Raw genomic sequence first — 16,702 nt, 5'->3', positions numbered from 1 at the left:
GTGTTGCATGAAATACTTCATGCACTGGCTTTTAACACACTGTTGAGTTCTCAAGAAACGGACGCGTTTTCCAGCGGCTCATTTCGTATTTCTATTCTTTCAGCCGTTCCATTCTCTGTCAAATTCAGTGACTTGACATTTCCTGGAACCCCCGCAAACTTACCAGACCATCCAGACAGGATGAGCCAGAAAGATTTCTATGGGGTCTGCCGGGCGGATCGTGTGATCGGCTGCCCTGCGGGAGCAACTCTAGCAGCCCCAGGGACCCGCTTACGCCCACTCAGGTAATCACCTTGTCCTTCCCTCCCCACGCACGCCCAAACCTCCGCACCCGGATCCGGCCCGCGACCTCGGCAAGTGGACAGCAAGTCATCCGCAATCGCTCCCCGGTACGAAGTACACACGAGCAGACTGCACACCGGAGGTGTTGGCAATGACCCGCTCGGAGTTCGATGACATCCGTGCCTTCCTGGCCGACGAGCAGACATCAGCCGGCGACCTTCTCAAGATTGCCCGCACCCTGGTCGACGACCTGGAACACACCAGGATGCGCGAGGCCGTCCTGCGTTCCTACTACCTGCGGCTGATGACCGCGGCCCGCGCGTCGGTGGCTGCCGACGCCGTGGACGCGCCGGACCCGCTGGCTTTCGTCAGGCATGAGCTCGCCGAACGCGGCCAGTTGCCGACGGACGGCGAGGCGGTGCAGCGCATCCTTTCCGACGCGCGCACAGCCGCGGCGCTGATGGCCTGCATGGAGGAGAACCCTCCCCCGGTACGCCCCCGCGGCCTGCGGCTACGCCGCTGTGTCGGCACGGGCCGCAGGCTTGCGCACTAGCCGCCGAGCTCAGAAAAGCCAGACCAAGCCCATACCCAGTCTTGGATGAACGACTGTAAGACTGCGCGTATGTGGCAGCGGGGGTTGAACTGGGCGGCAATCGTCCTTGTGGGCGGTTTCGGCCTCATGTGGCTGGGCGTCGTGCTGTACGCGACCGACGCCTCAACACCATGGATTCGATTCGCACAGGCGGCGTTCGGGCTCCTGCTGGCCGGCTGGTCGGTACAGAAGGCCACCGTGATGATCCGAGCATGACATGACTGAACAGCCATACGAGATCAGCCAGGACATGGGCGACGATCCCCAGGAGTCGGTCATCGCCATGTACAAGGACAAGCTGCCCGAGCGGCACAAGATCGACGAGATCGACGACGAGGCCGACCGCAGCATCGTCACGTGGATGCGCGAAGAGGACAACCGGCAGACCGACGCCCACGTCGACCTCCTCCAGGAGCCCCGGACGTACTTCCCGGAAGAGGACGAGGATCAGGGCTGAAACCGGTAGCCCATCCCCGGCTCGGTCAGCAGATGCACGGGATGCGCCGGGTCGCGCTCGAGTTTCCTGCGCAGCTGCGCCATGTACTGCCGCAGGTAGTGCGTCTCCTTCTGGTACGAGGCGCCCCACACCTCCGTCAGCAGCTGCCGCTGGCTGACCAGCTTGCCCGGGTTGCGGAGCAGTAGCTCAAGGAAGTGCCACTCCGTGGGCGTCAGCCGTACCCCGCCCGAGATGGTTTTGCCGACGAGGTCGATCACGTGATCTCCCACGCGCGCTTCAGCGGACTCCGTGGTGAGGGCGGCGGCGCGGCGGGTGACCGCGCGCACCCGCGCGAGCAGCTCGTCGATGCCGAAGGGCTTGGTGACGTAGTCGTCGGCGCCGGCGTCGAGCGCGTCGACCTTGTCGTGGCCGTCGCTGCGGCCGCTGAGCACGATGATCGGGACCTGGGTCCAGCCGCGCAGCCCGTGGATGACGTCCACGCCGTCGATGTCGGGCAGGCCGAGGTCGAGGATGACCAGGTCGGGGTGCCAGTCGGCGGCCTGGCGCAGCGCGGTGGCGCCGTCGGGGGCGACGGCCACCTCGTAGTGGCGGGCGGCGAGGTTGATCCGCATGGCGCGCAGGATCTGCGGCTCGTCGTCGACCACGAGCACGCGGGTCATCCGGCTCTCCGCAGCGCGACCGTCATGGTGAGCCCTCCTCCTGGTGTCTCCTCCGGTGTGAGCGTGCCGCCCATGGCCTCGGTGAGTCCGCGGGAGAGCGCCAGCCCCAGCCCCACGCCCTTGTGCGTGGAGCGGTCGCCGAGCCGCTGGAACGGCTGGAACACCCTCTCGTGCGCCTCGGCCGAGATGCCGGGGCCGTGGTCGACCACCCTGATCTCCACGCTCTCGCCGTGCCAGCTCGCCGAGACGACAACGTCCCCGTAGCGCACCGCGTTCCCTACGAGGTTGACCAGGACACGTTCGAGCAGCACCGGGTCGGCGGTGAGGTCGGGCAGGTCGGGCGGGATCTCGACGGCCACGAGCCGGGAGACGCCCAGGTCGGCGAGGGCCCGGTGGACGATCTCCGCCGCCGACACCGTTTCCGGGGCCACGCCGAGGACTCCGGCCTGCAGGCGGCTCATGTCGAGGAGGTTGCTCACCAGCCGGTCGAGTTTGCTCAGCGACTCGTGGGCGGTGTCGAGCAGTTCGGCGCGGTCCTCGGGCGACCAGTCGATCTCGGTGCCGCGCAGCGAGTCGACGGCCGCGCTCGCCGACGCCAGCGGGGTGCGCAGGTCGTGGCTGACGGCCGCGAGCAGCGCGGTGCGCATCTTGTCGGCTTCGGCGAGCGCGGCGGAGGACGACGCCTTCTCCCGCAGCCGCTGCTGGCGCAGCGCCACCGCCGCCTCGGCCGCGAACGCCTCCAGGACCCGCCGGTCGGCCGCGTCGAGAATCCTCCCCTGTACGGCCAGCCCCAGGTCCCCGTCCACCACCACATCCGGCACGGCCGACGGCGGCCCGCCCGCCGTGGCCAGGATCCGCCAGCCGTCGCCGTCCTTCTCCAGCATGGTCGCCGAGGTCAGCGAGTAGACCTCGCGCAGCCGGGCCAGCAGCGACGGCAGCGCAGAGTCGCCGCGCAGCACGTGCCCGGCCAGCGTGGACAGCACCTCGGCGTCGGCCCTGGCCCGGGAGGCTTCCCTGCTGCGCCTGGCGGCCAGGCTGACGACCGTGCTGACCATGGCCGCGACCAGGACGAAGATGGCCAGGGCCAGCAGGTTCTCCGGCTCGGCGACGGTCAGCGTGTGATACGGCGGCGTGAAGAACCAGTTGAGCAGCCCGAACCCGGCGACGGCCGCGGTGAGCGCGGGCCACATGCCGCCCACGAGGGCCACCCCGACGACGAGCAGCAGGAAGAGCAGGATCTCGCTGGGCAGCGCCAGATCGGCACGCCATGGCAGCAGCCCCGCCGTGAGCAGGGGCATCGCGGCCAGGGCCAGCGTCCAGCCCGCCACCCGCCGCCTGAGCGTGAGAGCGGGGCGGTCACCACGCCTGCGCCCGTGCCTGACGCCCTCGTGGGTGACCATGTGCACGTCGATGGAGCCGGACAGCGCGGTGGTCTCCACGCCGACGCCCGGCGAGAAGATCTGCGCGAGGCGGCCGCGGCGGGAGGCGCCGAGGACGAGCTGGGTGGCGTTGACGCCGCGGGCGAACTCCAGCAGGTCGCGGGGGACGTCGTCGCCGAGCACCTGGTGGTAGGTGCCGCCGAGGCTCTCCACGATGGTGCGCTGGCGGGCCATGTTGGCCGGATCGGCTCCGGAGGTGAGGCCGTCGGCGCTGGTCACGTGGACGGCGAGGAGGTCCGCGCCTTTTGAGCGGTCGGCTATGCGGGCGGCCCGCCGTACCAGAGTGTCGCCTTCGGGACCGCCGCTGAGGGCGACCACGACGCGTTCGCGCGCCTCCCACGTCTCGGCGATGCCGTGGTCGGCGCGGTAGCGGTCGAGTTGCTCGTCCACCTTTCCGGCCACCCAGAGCAGGGCCAGCTCGCGCAGCGCGGTGAGGTTGCCGACGCGGAAGTAGTTGGACAGGGCGGCGTCGACCATGGTCGGTCCGTAGACGTTGCCGTGGGCCATGCGGCGGCGCAGCGCCTCGGGGGCCATGTCGACGAGCTGGACCTGGTCGGCCCGCCTGACCCACTCGTCGGGGACGCGTTCGCGCTGGGAGACGCCGGTGATCTGGTGGACGACGTCGCTGAGCGACTCCAGGTGCTGGATGTTGACGGTGGAGATCACGTTGATCCCGGCGGCGAGGATCTCGTCGATGTCCTGCCAGCGTTTCTCGTGGCGCGAGCCGGGCGCGTTGGTGTGGGCGAGTTCGTCCACGAGCGCGGTCTCGGGCCCGCGGGCGATGACGGCGGCGGTGTCCAGCTCCGCGAGGTCGGTGCCGCGGTAGTGGATCAGCTTCCTCGGCACGATCTCCAGGCCGTCGAGGAGCTCCGCGGTGCGGGGCCGGTCGTGGGTCTCGACGAGACCCACGACCACGTCTCTGCCTCGCGCGAGCGCGCGCCGCCCTTCGTCGAGCATGGCGTAGGTCTTGCCCACGCCGGGGGCCGCACCCAGGTATATGCGTAGCGTCCCCCTCATAGATCCAGGTTACGGCTGGTACGGCGGCGCCACCCCCCAGCCCCACCGCGGCGTCGGCGCCTTGGTCGGCGGCTTGGCCCCGGGCTGCGAGTTGTGCAGCGCGAGCCGCGTCCCCCACTCGATGTATCCGGCGAAAGCGGCCCTGAACTCGGGGTCGTCCGGCAGCCCGACCTCGTCGGCCGCGTCCATCAGCAAGTTGACCCACCGGCGGCGCTGCGGCTCGGTGATGCCCTTGCCGAGGTGCTGGGAGAGCATGTGCGGATATCCGCCGCGCTCCTCGGTGTAGCGGGCGGGCCCGCCGAAGACCTCGCCCAGCCACATGGCCACATATCGGGGATGGCCCGGATCCATATGCGCGAAGAGCGGCCCGACCACGTCGTCCTTCTTCACCTTCGCGTAGAAGGCCTCGGTGAGCCGCTCGAACGCGTCGCTGCCGCCCGCCCAGTCGTACAGTGTCGGTACTTGCTCGTTGTCAGCCACGTAATCATGTAATCATGGATGGGCGGCACCTGTCATGGAGCTCATCGGCAAAGGGCGCACAGCCGACGTTTTCGCACTATCTCCCACCAAAGTGCTCCGCCGCTACCGAGATGGGGACACCGCCCTCGACGAGGCCCGCGTGATGGAGCATGTGCGCGCCCGGGGCTACCCGGTGCCCGAGGTGTTCGACGCGACCGAGACCGACCTGGTCATGGCCAGGCTGCACGGGCCCACGATGTTCGAGGTCCTGGTCAAGAAGCCGTGGAAGGTCGGCGGCCACGGGCGGCTGCTGGGCCGGCTGCACGACCGCCTCCACGCGATCGAGGCCCCGGACTGGCTCGACCCCTCCCCCGGCGACCGCATGCTCCACCTCGACCTCCACCCGCTCAACGTGGTCATGACGCCCGACGGCCCCTCGGTCATCGACTGGTGCAACGCCGCGGCCGGCGAGCCCGCGTTCGAACTGGCCACGACATACCTGACACTGCGCACGAGCGAGATCCCGATCACGACGATCAAGCTGATCCGCCGCCCGCTCGCCCGCGCGCTCCTGCGCGGCAGCGCCACCGACCCGTCCCCGCGCCTGGCCGACGCCGCCGCCGCCCGCCTGCGCGACCCGCACACCACCCCTACCGAGCAGGTACGGCTCCGCCGTCTGCTGTGAGACACCGCGGCCGGGTCCTGCGCTGGTAGTCCCAGGCCACCACCGCGAAGGCCAGCCCCGCCCCGGTGAACCCCAAGATCCCGGCCGGCCCGACGAACCCCGGCAGCGCGTCCATTCCGAAGACCACCAGATACCCCACCCCGAGCAGCCCGTACGGCCCCAGCGTCGCCCCCAGCCACGCCGGCACGAGCGGCAGCCAGCGCGGCACCCGCCGTCCCGCCAGGCCCACCGTCCACCGCGGCCACACCTGGCTCCACGGCCGGGTCATGGCCACCAGCAGGAAGACCCCGAGCACGGCCAGCAGCGCGGTGAGATCGACGCCGAAGCGGGCCAGCACCGCCATGAACCCGCCGTGCTCGATGTAGTCCGCCCGGTTCTCCAGGCCGAAGACCACCTTCGCCCCCGCATAGGGCAGGAACGAGGCGGCCCCCGCATAGGCCGCCCACCGCACTCTCCTGGACGCCGTCGCGGCCTCGGGAAAACCCAGGGGCACCGGCCCGCCGTCCGCGTGCTCGTACCCGCACCTCCCGCACACACCGCCCGCTCGCCTGCGGATGACCAGCGCCGACCCCACGAGCAGCAGCATCGCCACGACCCGCGCCGCCTTGGCCAGGAATCCCGGCCAGCTGTCCGGCCGGCCCTGTCCCAGCAGCGTCACGAGATCCTGCAGCAGCCCGAACGTGCTGAAGGCCAGCACGACCACACCCGCCCACACCACCCAGCCCCGCCTGAGCACGAGCCCCGCCAGCCCGAGCGCGCCGCCCACGGCCCCCACCCACCCGGACACCTCTCCGCCCGCCACGCCCAGCACCACCACGAGCGCCGCGAACCCGCCCGCCGCGTACCCCACCCACCACGGCCATGACCGCCAGATCCTTCGCATACCTCCATGCTCGACCGTGCGGCGGGCGCGCTCCTCCTCCCCAAGTCCGGTCGTACGGCTACCGCACCCGCGGCAGCCGGCTACCGCGACCGCGGTACGACCAGCCCCGACTCGTAGGCCACGACCACGAGCTGCGCCCGATCCCGCGCGCCGAGCTTGGACATGGCCCGGTTCACATGCGTCTTGGCCGTCAGCGGCCGCATGTCCAGCTTCAGGGCGATCTCGTCGTTGGTGTGCCCCCTGGCCACCAGCGCCACCACCTCCCGCTCCCGCGCGGTCAGCCCGTCCAGCGCGGGCACCTCGGCGGGCGCGACGGCCGTGAACGCCTCGATCAGCCTCCTGGTCACCGCGGGCGCGAGCAGCGCGTCGCCCCTGGCGACCACGCGGACCGCGTGCAGCAGTTCCTCCGGCTCCACGTCCTTGACCAGGAAGCCGCTCGCGCCCGCCCGCAGCGCGGCGAAGACGTTGGCGTCCTGGGCGTAGGTGGTGAGGATGAGCACGCGCACATCCGTGAGCTCAGGGTCGGCGGCGATCCTGGCGGTGGCGGTGAGCCCGTCGACCGACGGCATGCGGATGTCCATCAGCAGCACGTCCGGCCGCTCGTCGCGGGCCAGGGCCACGGCGGCGCCGCCGTCGGCCGCCTCGCCCACGACCTCGATGCCCGGAGCCGACCGCAGGATCAGCCGGAACCCGCTGCGGACCAGCGCCTGGTCGTCGGCGAGCGCCACCCTGATCATCGGCGGCCCAGCGGCAGCCTGGCCGACACCTTCACGCCGGTCTGCTCCGTGGCCGCTCTGACCTTGACGTGCCCGCCCAGCGCTCTGGCCCTGGCCTTCATGCCCTCGATGCCGCTGCCCGCCCGGCCGAGGCCGCCGGTGCCGTCGTCGGTGACGTCGATGAGCAGCGCGCGGGGCGTCCGCTCCAGCCGTACCCCGGCCGAGGCGCCCGGTCCGGCGTGGCGCAGCGTGTTGGTGAGCGCCTCCTGGATGATGCGGTACGCGGCGTGGTCCACCTGGGGAGGCAGTTCCCCGGGGCTTCCCGTGACCTCGACGGGCAGGCCGGCCTGGCGTACCGCGCCGAGGAGGTCGTCGATCCCGGCCAGCGACTCGCCCTCCTGGAAGACGCTGTCGCGGACCCGGCCCATCGCCTGTTTGCTCGTGTCGCGGATGGCCTGGAGCGCCTGCCGTACCTCGGGATGGACGTCGCCGAGCAGGTGCAGCGCGGTCGCGGACTGCACGGCGATGGCGGCCATGCCGTGCCCGAGCACGTCGTGCAGCTCCCGCGCGATGCGCAACCGCTCGTCGTGCTCGGCCGCGCGCGCCCGGGCACGCACGAACTCCCCGGCCAGTACGGCGCAGCCCAGCATGCCCGCCCACGTCAGCGTGAAGATGGCCCGCACGACGAGGTCCTCGGGCAGGAACGCCGCGCCCACCAGCGCCGAGGCCAGCCCGGCGGCGGCCCAGAGCCGCATCCCGCGCACCGCCGCCGTGTACAGGCCGGCCAGCGCCGGGCCCATGATCAGTCCGGGCAGGTAGCCGAGGCCGAGCAGCAGCCCCAGCGAGCCGCAGGTCAGGACCAGCACCGCGGCGGGAAACCGGCGGCGCAGCGCGACCGCGGCGGCGCCCGCCAGATAGAGCGCGTAGAACAGCGTGTCGGGGTCGCGGCCGAAGGGCTGGTCCATTGGCAGGAGGCCGGCCAGCGCCAGGCCGGCGGCCAGCAGCACATCACCCATGACGCCATCCTGTCAGCCGCGCGAGATTAGGGCCTTGTTCACGATCACGAAGCGCCCCAAGATGCTTAGCGTGCTACAGAAGGGACGAGTGAGGTGGACAGCACGCTCACGGAAACACCGGTGCTCGCCCGACCGGCCGGACCATCGAGGCGCCTGAACCGGCGTTGGTGGTGGGTGGTGGGGTCGCTCGTAGCGGCGGCCCTGCTGGTACAGACCCCCATGTGGATCAACGACATGCGACTGAGCGCACTGGTCGAGCGGGTACGCGCCTATCCGCTGCCGCCGGGCACCCAGCCCAACGTGGTCGCCCAGGGCAAGGTCGGGCTGCAGATCGGCAACAGCAACCACTGCGATTACCTCGTGCGGTTGTCCTTGGTCACGACCCTGCCGGAGGCCGCGATCGTGAAGTACTACGAGAGCACGACGATCCGCGGCGTCCAAGGCGGGACATTACCCGGCGAGGTGTACATCGCCGGAGGAAAAGGACCACGGCCGGTGATCGTGGAATTTCTGGAAATGCACGACGCCGGGCTGGATTTGCGTTGCCGGTGAAAACACGAAGGCCCTGATCGCAATGATCAGGGCCTTCACTGGTAGCGGGGACAGGATTTGAACCTGCGACCTCTGGGTTATGAGCCCAGCGAGCTACCGAACTGCTCCACCCCGCGTCGGTGTGTATGTCTTAACCATAGCGGTGATTCACCGCGGAAGCAAAACGAAGATCACCGAAAGCACGAAGGCCCTGATCATAATGATCAGGGCCTTCACTGGTAGCGGGGACAGGATTTGAACCTGCGACCTCTGGGTTATGAGCCCAGCGAGCTACCGAACTGCTCCACCCCGCGTCGTCGTGCTTGCAGAGACTATCCGCGACCGGCTGCCTGCGCAAACTCATTCGCCGAAAGCGGCGAGGACCCCGCCGGAAAGGCGGGGTCCTCGTGAGTCATCCGCTGGTCGCGGTGGCCGTCGGTGAAGGCGGCGGCGTCGATGGAGGTGGCGTGGACGGCGGCGTGGACGCGGTGGGCGTCGCCGACGGCGTGGGCTGCGGCTGGGTGGCTCCCAGCGCCTGCAGCTCCTTCAGGGCCGTCTCCAGCTTCTTCTGCGCCTCGCCGTACTTCACCCAGTCGGGCGGTGAGGCCTTCAGGGCCGTCTGGCCCTCCTGGTAGGCCGACTCGACGGCGGTGATGGCCTTGGTCAGCGCGGTGGTGTTGGTGTTCGGCTTGGTCTCCGTGGGCTTCTCACCCGTCTGCGTCGGTGGCGCGACGCCGAAGACCTCCTTCAGGGCAGCGTCCAGCGTGTCGCCGAAGCCGACCTTGTCGCCGAACAGCACCAGCACCTTGCGCAGGCTCGGGAAGCGGCCCGCGCTCTCCTCCTTCGGCTGCACGTAGACCGGCTCGACGTAGAGCAGGCCGCCGCCGAACGGAAGCGTGAGCAGGTTGCCGTAGATGACCTCGGTGGCGCCGCCGGTGCCGCGCAGCAGGTTAAGCCGCTCGGAGACCGTCGGGTTCGACAGGAACGTGTTCTGCGCCTGTGGCGGACCCTGCACCGCCGTGTTGCTGGGTAGCTGGAGGATCTCCAGCTTCGCCTGCGACGGGTCGGCGGTGGCGTCCACGGCCATGAACGCGGCCATGTTCTGCCGGCCGTTCGGGACGAAGGTCGTCGTCAGCGAGAACCGCTCGGTCCCCTCCGGCATCTTCATCGTCACGTAGTACGGCGGCTGCTTGCTCTTCTTGGTGGCCGGGTCCTCGGGGACCTTCCAGAAGTCCTGGCCGCCGAAGAACGCGCCCGGGTCGGTGACGTGGTACTGCGTCAGGATCTCCCGCTGCGCCTTGAACATGTCGGCCGGGTAGCGCAGGTGGTCGCGCAGCTCGGTCGGGATCTCGGCCTTCGGCTTGATGATCGTGCCGAACGTGTTCTGCCACGTCTTGAGCACCGGGTCGGCGTCGTCCCAGGCGTACAGGGTCACGGTGCCGTCGTAGGCGTCCACGGTGGCCTTGACCGAGTTGCGCATGTAGTTGATGACGTCGGTCGGCGCGGGCACCGGCTGACCGGCCACCAGCCTGCTGGTCTGCACGTCGGTGGTCAGGTCGCCGAGGCTCTTGCGCTGGGAGTACGGGTAGGAGTCCGACGTCGTGTAGCCGTCGACGATCCAGACGATCCGGTTGTTCACGATCGCCGGGTACGGGTCCTTGTCCAGCGTCAGGAACGGCGCCACCTTGCCCACGCGCTCCAGCGGCTTGCGCTCGTACAGGATGCGCGAGAAGTCGTTGACGTCGGAGGAGAGCAGCAGGTTGGTCTCGCCGTACTTGGCGGCGTAGAGCAGCTTCGTGAAGAAGTTGCCGATGGGCACGCCGCCGTTGCCGGCGTAGGTGTTGTTCTTCTGCCCGCTGCCGCCCTGCTGGTCGTCGGGATAGTCGAGCTCAACGCCCTGGCCGGGGCCCGGCTTGGGGCCGCCGACGATGGAGTACTCGGGAGAGTTCTCGCCGAAGTAGACGCGGGGCTCGAACTTCGGCCCGATCAGGTCGCCGACCGGCGGGATGTCCTTGGCGTTGAAGACCGGCAGACCGCCGGAGCCCACCTGGTTGCCCGGCGCGGCCACGAAGCCGAAGCCGTGCGTGTAGACGAGGCGGCTGTTGATCCAGTTGCGCTCGGCCTCCGGCGGCAGCCCGATGTCGCGGACCGAGACGATGGTGTCGCGGATCTTGCCGTCGGGCGCCTTGTAGCGGTCGATGTCCAGCTGCTCGGGGAACTGGTAGTAGCCCTTGATCTGCTGGAGCTGCTGGAACGTCGGCGACAGGATCGTCGGGTCGAGCAGCCGCAGACCGGGGATCGCGCTGGCCTCCTGCTGGAGGACCTGCTCGGTCGCGCTGGTCGTCGCGCCGTACTGCTTCACCGAGATGTTCTTGTCGTCGACCTTGAACGCGTCCCGCGTGGCCTGGATGTTCCTGGAGATCGACTCCTTCTCCTTGGCCTGCTGGTTCGGCTTGACCTGGAACTGCTCGACCAGCGCCGGGTAGACGCTGCCGATCAGCACGGCCGACAGCACGAGGAGGCCGAAGGAGACGCCCGGCAGCATGCCGCCGGGCCGGAAGACACCGGCGAACAGCATCGCGGCGCAGATCAGCGCGATGATCGCGAGGATGGTCTTGGCCGGAAGCACCGCGTTGAGGTCGGTGTAGGACGCGCCGAAGACCTTGCCGCGGTCGGAGAAGACCAGGCCGTAGCGGTCGACCCAGTAGGCCACCGCCTTCAGCAGCACGAACACGCCCAGCAGCACCGACAGGTGGGTGCGGGCGGCGCGGGAGGCGTGCACGCCCGGCGACTGCAGGCGGAAGCCGCCGTACAGGTAATGGGTGATCGCGGCGAGCACGATCGAGATGATGATCGCGGTGAACAGGAAGTTCAGCGCCATCCGGATGAACGGATAGTCGAACATGAAGAACGACACGTCCAGCCCGAACATCGGGTCTGTCTTGCCGGCCTTCACGCCGTTGGAGAACTGGAGCCAGGTCTTCCACTGGCCCGCCACCGACGACCCCGCGAACAGCGCGAGCACGGCCATGCCCACGATGAAGATCAGCTTGCGGTGGGGGTCGAGCGCCATCCGGTAGCGGTCGGCGCCGCTGCCTCCGCCGAACATGGCGGGGCCGAACATCGGCCGCATCCTGAACGCCAGCAGCATGTTGCCGCCGGCTATGCCGACCATCAACAACGCGCCGACCAGGAACAACACGATCTGCGTCAGCATCACGCCGGAGAAGACCGAGGTGTACCTGACGGAGTCGAACCAGAGATAGTCGGTGTAAATGCCGGCAAACAGGAAGAAGAACGCCACAATCGCCACGAGGGCGATCGCGACAGGAAGCAGCAGTCGCGGGCGGCGGGGCAAGCGCATCGCCCTGCCGGCTCCTGGGGTCCGGAAGCTCAAGGCCAACCCCTCGTCGTGGTGAACAATCGTCTCGCTCTGGCAACCTACACCGGTGTGCCAGCCGTACGGCTAACGCACGACGGGCGCGAGAAGTTTCAGCTAGGTGTACATGCGGGAAGATCTGTCTTTCCCTGACGCAGCGAGTCGAGCGTCGTGACCATGTCGTGCAGGGTCTCCGCCTTCACCAGCCGCAGCCCGTCGGGCGCCGCCTTCAGCGCCTCGGCGCAGTTGTCGGCGGGGGTGAGGAAGACCGTGGCGCCCGCCTTCTTGGCGCCGACCATCTTCTGCGCGATGCCGCCGATCGCCCCCACCTCGCCCTCCGGCGTGATGGTTCCGGTGCCCGCGATCGACTTGCCGCCGGTCAGGGAGCCGGGGGTGAGCTTGTCGACGATGCCCAGGGAGAACATCAGGCCGGCGCTGGGCCCGCCCACGTCGCCCACGCTGATGCTGACCTTGAACGGGAACTTGTACTTGGCCTGCATGGTCATCCCGACCATGGTCGCGCCCTTGTCGCCCGAGGTGGTCTTGACCGTGACGTCGAGCTTCTTCTCGCCCCTGGTGACGTCGAACACGACGTCCGCGCCCGGCTTGAGCGCGCGGACGGTCTCGCGGACCATGTCGACGTCGGTGACCTTCTTGCCGTCGATGGCGTTGATCTCGTCGCCCTTCTGCACCTTGCCGTCGGCGGGCTTGCCCTTCTCGGTGGAGAGGACCGTGACGACGGTGCTGTAGGGGATCTTGAGCTCGGTGAGCGCGGCGGCCGTCGCGTTGTCCTGCGAGTTGGCCATCTCGACGGTGTTTTCCTCCTCGACCTGCTTGGCGGTGCGGCTCTTGGGAAAGATCGTCTCCTCCGGCACCACCGCGACGTTGGGGTCGAGCCAGCCGCGCAGCGCGGTCATCAGGTCGATGCGGCTGCTGGGACCGCCCTGGTAGGCGACGGTGACCAGGCTGAGCGCGCCGTCCGTCGGGTAGACCTGGCGGCCGGTGATCGCGATGACCGGCTTCTTGTCGACCTCACCGATGGTGTTCTCGGTCGGGCCGGGGCTCAGCACGACGTAGGGCACCTTCATGAGGGCGCCGACGACACCGAGGGCGAGCACCATAAAGCCCGCCACGAGCAGGGTCAGGGCACGTCGTGACATGGAGAGAGCTTATTCGCAGGCGCCGACCCACTCGGCCGACCCGTCGTCGAAGAGCTGATGTTTCCAGATGGGAACCTCGGCCTTGAGGTCGTCGATCAGGCGTCGCGAGGCGGCGAAGGCCTCGCCGCGGTGCGGGCAGGCCGCGGCGACGATGACCGCGATGTCGCCCAGCTCCAGGTCACCGACCCGGTGGACGGCGGCGAGCGCGGTCACCGGGAAGTCGGCGGCCACCTTCTCGGCCACGCGGCGCAGCTCGGCCTGCGCGGACGGGTGCGCCGAGTAGGAGAGCCGCTTCACCGGCTTGCCCTGGTCCTGCTCGCGCACGGTGCCGACGAACAGGGTCGTCCCGCCGGCCGCGTGGTCGCCCACCGCGGCGTACACCTCGTCGACGGACAACGGGGTGTCGCGAATGTCTAGCAACCGGATCACGTCCACGCGAACAAGCCTACAGGCGGCGCCTCTTCCGGACTTGACGGACGATGGCCGCGGTGCCGATGACGGCCACGGTCGCTCCGGCCGCGGTGAGCGTCGCCTCCTTGACGGGCAGCCGGCGTCCGGCCACGGTGGTGCGGTTCTCGCGCAGTTCGAGAAGCTGCTCCAGGGCGGCCTCGTTGGTCCAGGCGGGCTTCCAGCCGGCCTCGCGCAGCTGGCCGCAGTCGACGACCCACGGGTAGACGACGTAGTGCAGGTCCGTGGCGGGCGCCGGGGTGATGCCCAGCCGGTGCAGGCGCTGGGCCGTGCCGAAGGTCAGGCCGGCGGGCAGCTCGAAGCGCCGGATGCCGGATAGCTCCTCCACCTGCTCCTGCTCCAGCCAGCCGTCGGAGCCCACGGCCACCACGCCGGTGACCACGCCGCGGGCGGCCAGCTCCAGCGCCGAGACCAGGTCCTCGATGTGGCAGAACTGCCAGCGCGGGTTGCAGCCCTTCACCGCCAGCAGCCGGGGCGACTCGAAGTGGCGGGTGATGACGGTGTCGACACCCGGGCCCACGACGGCGGCCGGGCGCACGACGGTCACGTCCAGGCCGGTGTTGCTCCTGATGGCCCGGCGGACCAGCGCCTCGATCTCCAGGTAGTCGCCGACGACGCCGGTGTCCGGCTCGGCCGCCACCGCGGAGTCCTCGGGCAGCGGGACCGGGTTGTCGGGGGCGGCGCCGTACACCATCGCGCTCGTGACGAGCACGACGCGGCGCACGCGCGCGGCCGCGCTGGCGGTGAGCACGGTCTGCGCGGCACGCAGGTTGTACGCGCGGCGCTCACCCGGGTTGGAGTCGACGGCGTAGTCGCCGGCCAGATGGACCAGCACGTCGATGTCGGAGATGCGGTTCGCCAAGAGCGGATCCCGGACGTCGATCACTCGCCAGGTGACGTCCTGGACGTCGCCGCGCTGCTCGTCGATGGCCACCACCCTGCGGAAATCCGCTGAGTTCGCGAGCCTCGCGAGCAGCTCGCGGCCGAGGCCGGAGGCCGCGCCGGTGATGGCGACGACCGGTTGGCGCGGGCGTTTCGAGGTAGGCACACGGTCCTCACTTTGCACTGATCCGCCGTAGGACGACTAACGTGGCGGATGTGGACTCCTCCATCCTGCACGAGGTAGAGCGGTGACTGACCTGCCAGGTCGTGAAAACGACCCCAACGAAAACCCGTTCGCCATGTTCGGCAACCCTGAGCAGATGGCTCAGGCGATGCGCCAGTTCGCCGACATGCTGTCGGCGCCCCAGGGTTCCGGCCCTGTCAACTGGGACATGGCCAAGAACATCGCCCGACACGCGGTGGTCGCCGAGGGCGATCCCTCCGTCATGGACGGAGAACGCCGCCAGATCGTCGACGCGCTCAGTCTGGCCGACCTGTGGCTGAATGAGGCCACGGCGCTGCCGAGCGGGGTGTCGAACCCGCAGGCGTGGAGCCGGTCCGAGTGGATCGAGAACACCGTCCCGGTGTGGCGCAAGCTGTGTGAGCCGATCGCCGAACGCATGGTCGAGACCATGGGCGGCGCGCTCGGCGGCGCCGGCCTGCCCGCCGAGGCCCAGCAGATGGCCGGGCCGCTGATGGGCATGCTCAAGCAGATGGGCGGCATGATGGTCGGCCAGCAGATCGGGCAGGCGCTCGGTTCGCTGGCGCGCGAGGTGATCGGCACGACCGACATCGGCCTGCCGCTGTCGGACACGGCCGCGCTGCTGCCCGGCGGCATCGCTTCCTTCAGCGACGGCCTCGAACTGCCCGCCGACGAGATCCGGCTCTACCTGGCGCTGCGCGAGGCGGCCCATCACCGGCTGTTCCAGCACGTGCCGTGGCTGCGTTCGCACCTGCTCGGCGCCGTCGAGGAATATGCCAAGGGGATCACGGTCGACACCTCGGCGCTCGAAGAGCAGATCCGCGGCCTCGACATCAGCAACCCCGAGGCGCTCCAGGAGGCGTTGAGCGGCGGCGCGCTGCTCAAGCCCGAGGAGACCGAGCGGCAGAAGGCCGCGCTGGCCCGTCTGGAGACGATGCTGGCGCTGGTCGAGGGCTGGGTGGCGACCGTCGTGGACGCCGCGGCCGAGGGCAAGCTGCCCTCCGCCAACGCCCTCGCCGAGACCGTACGCAGGCGCCGCGCCACCGGCGGCCCGGCCGAGCTGACGTTCGGCACGCTGGTGGGCCTGGAGCTGCGTCCGCGCAGGCTGCGGGAGGCGGCGGCGCTGTGGCAGGCGCTGGAGGCCGACCGCGGGCTCGACGGCCGCGACTCGGTGTGGGGTCACCCCGATCTGATGCCGACGGCCGAGGACCTCGACCACCCGGACGCGTTCGTGAAGGGTGATTCCGACTGGGACATCTCCAAGCTGGACGAACCCGGAGAGCAGGAGTGACGCTGCGCTCCAACGCGGTCGCCGTGCTGACCGGCTGGTCGGCGCCGACCCCTGAGGAGGAGGTGCTGCGCAAGGAGTTCCTGGAGCACCTGGCGACGCACGCCGACGCCATGTACCGGGAGTGCGTTCCCGGGCACCTGACCGCGACCACCGCGGTGTTGTCCCACGACGGTGCGCGCGTTCTGCTGACGCTGCACCCCAAGGCCGGGATGTGGCTGCCGATGGGCGGTCACTGCGAGCGCGCCGACCGGACGCTGGCGGAGGTGGCGCTGCGGGAGGCCGGGGAGGAGTCCGGGATCTCCGGGCTCCGGCTGCTGGCCGGGCCGCTGGCGCTGGACCGGCACGAGGTGTGGTGTCATCCGCCGCGATCGTGGCACCTTGACGTGGAGTATGCCGCCGTGGCGCCCGAAGGCGCGGAGGCGGTGATCAGCGAGGAGTCCCTGGACCTGCGCTGGTTCCCGGTGGAGGAGATCCCCGAGCTGTCCGACGAGGCGACCAGGCGGCTGGCCAGGCGCGGCAGGGCGGCACTTCTGGCCTGAGGGGGTTCCGCGGTGGTCGGAGGGACGATCGTCACCCCTGCCCGC

The 16,702-nt window shown here is 69.8% G+C and carries 17 protein-coding genes and 2 tRNA genes; 7 read left to right on the top strand and 12 right to left on the bottom strand.

Annotated elements, in window-relative coordinates; genetic code table 11:
- Positions 1–433: 433 nt before the first annotated feature.
- The 3 genes from HNR40_RS32530 to HNR40_RS32520 are packed head-to-tail and all read left to right on the top strand — an operon-like array spanning position 434 to position 1,331.
- Entirely contained in the window at positions 434–835 is a 402-nt protein-coding gene (locus tag HNR40_RS32530; protein ID WP_184968074.1) for a hypothetical protein, read from the top strand.
- 45 nt (positions 836–880) lie between these two features.
- Positions 881–1,090 (top strand): hypothetical protein, encoded by a 210-nt coding sequence (locus tag HNR40_RS32525; RefSeq protein ID WP_246509680.1) that lies wholly within the window; start codon positions 881–883, stop codon positions 1,088–1,090.
- A gap of 1 nt (position 1,091) precedes the next feature.
- Entirely contained in the window at positions 1,092–1,331 is a 240-nt protein-coding gene (locus HNR40_RS32520; RefSeq protein ID WP_184968073.1) for a hypothetical protein, read from the top strand.
- Here HNR40_RS32520 and HNR40_RS32515 read toward each other — a convergent pair.
- Genes HNR40_RS32515 through HNR40_RS32505 form a run of 3 tightly spaced genes read right to left on the bottom strand, consistent with a single transcriptional unit; the run spans position 1,322 to position 4,926 of the window.
- A complete protein-coding gene (locus HNR40_RS32515) occupies positions 1,322–1,990 on the bottom strand; it encodes a response regulator (protein WP_184968071.1) in 669 nt (222 codons plus the stop codon). The two genes, HNR40_RS32520 and HNR40_RS32515, sit on opposite strands and share 10 nt — an antisense overlap.
- The gene (locus HNR40_RS32510; RefSeq protein ID WP_184968069.1) at positions 1,987–4,446 is read right to left on the bottom strand and encodes a sensor histidine kinase; all 2,460 of its coding nucleotides are present in this window, start codon (positions 4,444–4,446) and stop codon (positions 1,987–1,989) included. The genes HNR40_RS32515 and HNR40_RS32510 overlap by 4 nt, the downstream gene beginning before the upstream one ends.
- A 9-nt stretch (positions 4,447–4,455) precedes the next feature.
- Positions 4,456–4,926 (bottom strand): group II truncated hemoglobin, encoded by a 471-nt coding sequence (locus HNR40_RS32505; RefSeq protein ID WP_184968067.1) that lies wholly within the window; start codon positions 4,924–4,926, stop codon positions 4,456–4,458.
- Positions 4,927–4,960: 34 nt separating this feature from the next.
- Here HNR40_RS32505 and HNR40_RS32500 point away from each other — a divergent pair, with 34 nt between their 5' ends.
- Positions 4,961–5,590: a phosphotransferase gene (locus HNR40_RS32500; protein WP_184968065.1), complete on the top strand. Its 630-nt coding sequence runs from the start codon at positions 4,961–4,963 to the stop codon at positions 5,588–5,590.
- On the opposite strand, the gene HNR40_RS32495 is transcribed toward HNR40_RS32500, so the two are convergent.
- The 3 genes from HNR40_RS32495 to HNR40_RS32485 form a co-directional block, all read right to left on the bottom strand.
- On the bottom strand, positions 5,556–6,473 hold the full coding sequence (locus tag HNR40_RS32495; RefSeq protein WP_184968063.1) for a hypothetical protein: 918 nt from the start codon (positions 6,471–6,473) through the stop codon (positions 5,556–5,558). The genes HNR40_RS32500 and HNR40_RS32495 overlap by 35 nt on opposite strands.
- An 80-nt stretch (positions 6,474–6,553) precedes the next feature.
- Positions 6,554–7,210: a response regulator gene (locus HNR40_RS32490; RefSeq protein WP_184968061.1), complete on the bottom strand. Its 657-nt coding sequence runs from the start codon at positions 7,208–7,210 to the stop codon at positions 6,554–6,556.
- The gene (locus tag HNR40_RS32485; protein ID WP_184968059.1) at positions 7,207–8,205 is read right to left on the bottom strand and encodes a sensor histidine kinase; all 999 of its coding nucleotides are present in this window, start codon (positions 8,203–8,205) and stop codon (positions 7,207–7,209) included. Before HNR40_RS32485 ends, HNR40_RS32490 begins: the two co-directional genes overlap by 4 nt.
- 93 nt (positions 8,206–8,298) lie before the next feature.
- On the opposite strand from HNR40_RS32485, the gene HNR40_RS32480 reads away from it, so the two are divergent.
- Positions 8,299–8,757 carry a hypothetical protein gene (locus HNR40_RS32480; RefSeq protein WP_184968058.1) on the top strand — a complete coding sequence of 153 codons (459 nt, stop codon included), beginning with the start codon at positions 8,299–8,301 and terminating at the stop codon, positions 8,755–8,757.
- A gap of 39 nt (positions 8,758–8,796) precedes the next feature.
- On the opposite strand, the gene HNR40_RS32475 is transcribed toward HNR40_RS32480, so the two are convergent.
- The 6 genes from HNR40_RS32475 to HNR40_RS32450 form a co-directional block, all read right to left on the bottom strand.
- A tRNA-Met gene (locus HNR40_RS32475) sits at positions 8,797–8,873 on the bottom strand.
- A 100-nt stretch (positions 8,874–8,973) separates the two neighbouring features.
- Positions 8,974–9,050 (bottom strand) — tRNA-Met (locus tag HNR40_RS32470).
- 98 nt (positions 9,051–9,148) lie between these two features.
- Positions 9,149–12,100 carry a UPF0182 family membrane protein gene (locus tag HNR40_RS32465; protein WP_184968056.1) on the bottom strand — a complete coding sequence of 984 codons (2,952 nt, stop codon included), beginning with the start codon at positions 12,098–12,100 and terminating at the stop codon, positions 9,149–9,151.
- Positions 12,101–12,228: 128 nt separating this feature from the next.
- A complete protein-coding gene (locus HNR40_RS32460; RefSeq protein WP_184968054.1) occupies positions 12,229–13,275 on the bottom strand; it encodes a YlbL family protein in 1,047 nt (348 codons plus the stop codon).
- 9 nt (positions 13,276–13,284) lie between these two features.
- Positions 13,285–13,710: a molybdenum cofactor biosynthesis protein MoaE gene (locus HNR40_RS32455; RefSeq protein ID WP_184968052.1), complete on the bottom strand. Its 426-nt coding sequence runs from the start codon at positions 13,708–13,710 to the stop codon at positions 13,285–13,287.
- A 10-nt stretch (positions 13,711–13,720) separates the two neighbouring features.
- Positions 13,721–14,791: an NAD-dependent epimerase/dehydratase family protein gene (locus HNR40_RS32450; protein WP_312896605.1), complete on the bottom strand. Its 1,071-nt coding sequence runs from the start codon at positions 14,789–14,791 to the stop codon at positions 13,721–13,723.
- 82 nt (positions 14,792–14,873) lie between these two features.
- Here HNR40_RS32450 and HNR40_RS32445 point away from each other — a divergent pair, with 82 nt between their 5' ends.
- Entirely contained in the window at positions 14,874–16,118 is a 1,245-nt protein-coding gene (locus HNR40_RS32445) for an Rv3195/Rv3626c family protein (RefSeq protein ID WP_312896604.1), read from the top strand.
- Complete coding sequence (locus tag HNR40_RS32440; RefSeq protein WP_184968048.1) at positions 16,115–16,657, top strand: NUDIX hydrolase; 543 nt, start codon at positions 16,115–16,117, stop codon at positions 16,655–16,657. Before HNR40_RS32445 ends, HNR40_RS32440 begins: the two co-directional genes overlap by 4 nt.
- Positions 16,658–16,702 lie beyond the last annotated feature (45 nt).

The organism is Nonomuraea endophytica (assembly GCF_014203235.1).
Taxonomy (GTDB): Bacteria; Actinomycetota; Actinomycetes; order Streptosporangiales; family Streptosporangiaceae; genus Nonomuraea; species Nonomuraea endophytica.
This window is presented reverse-complemented; position numbering and strand designations above follow the sequence as displayed.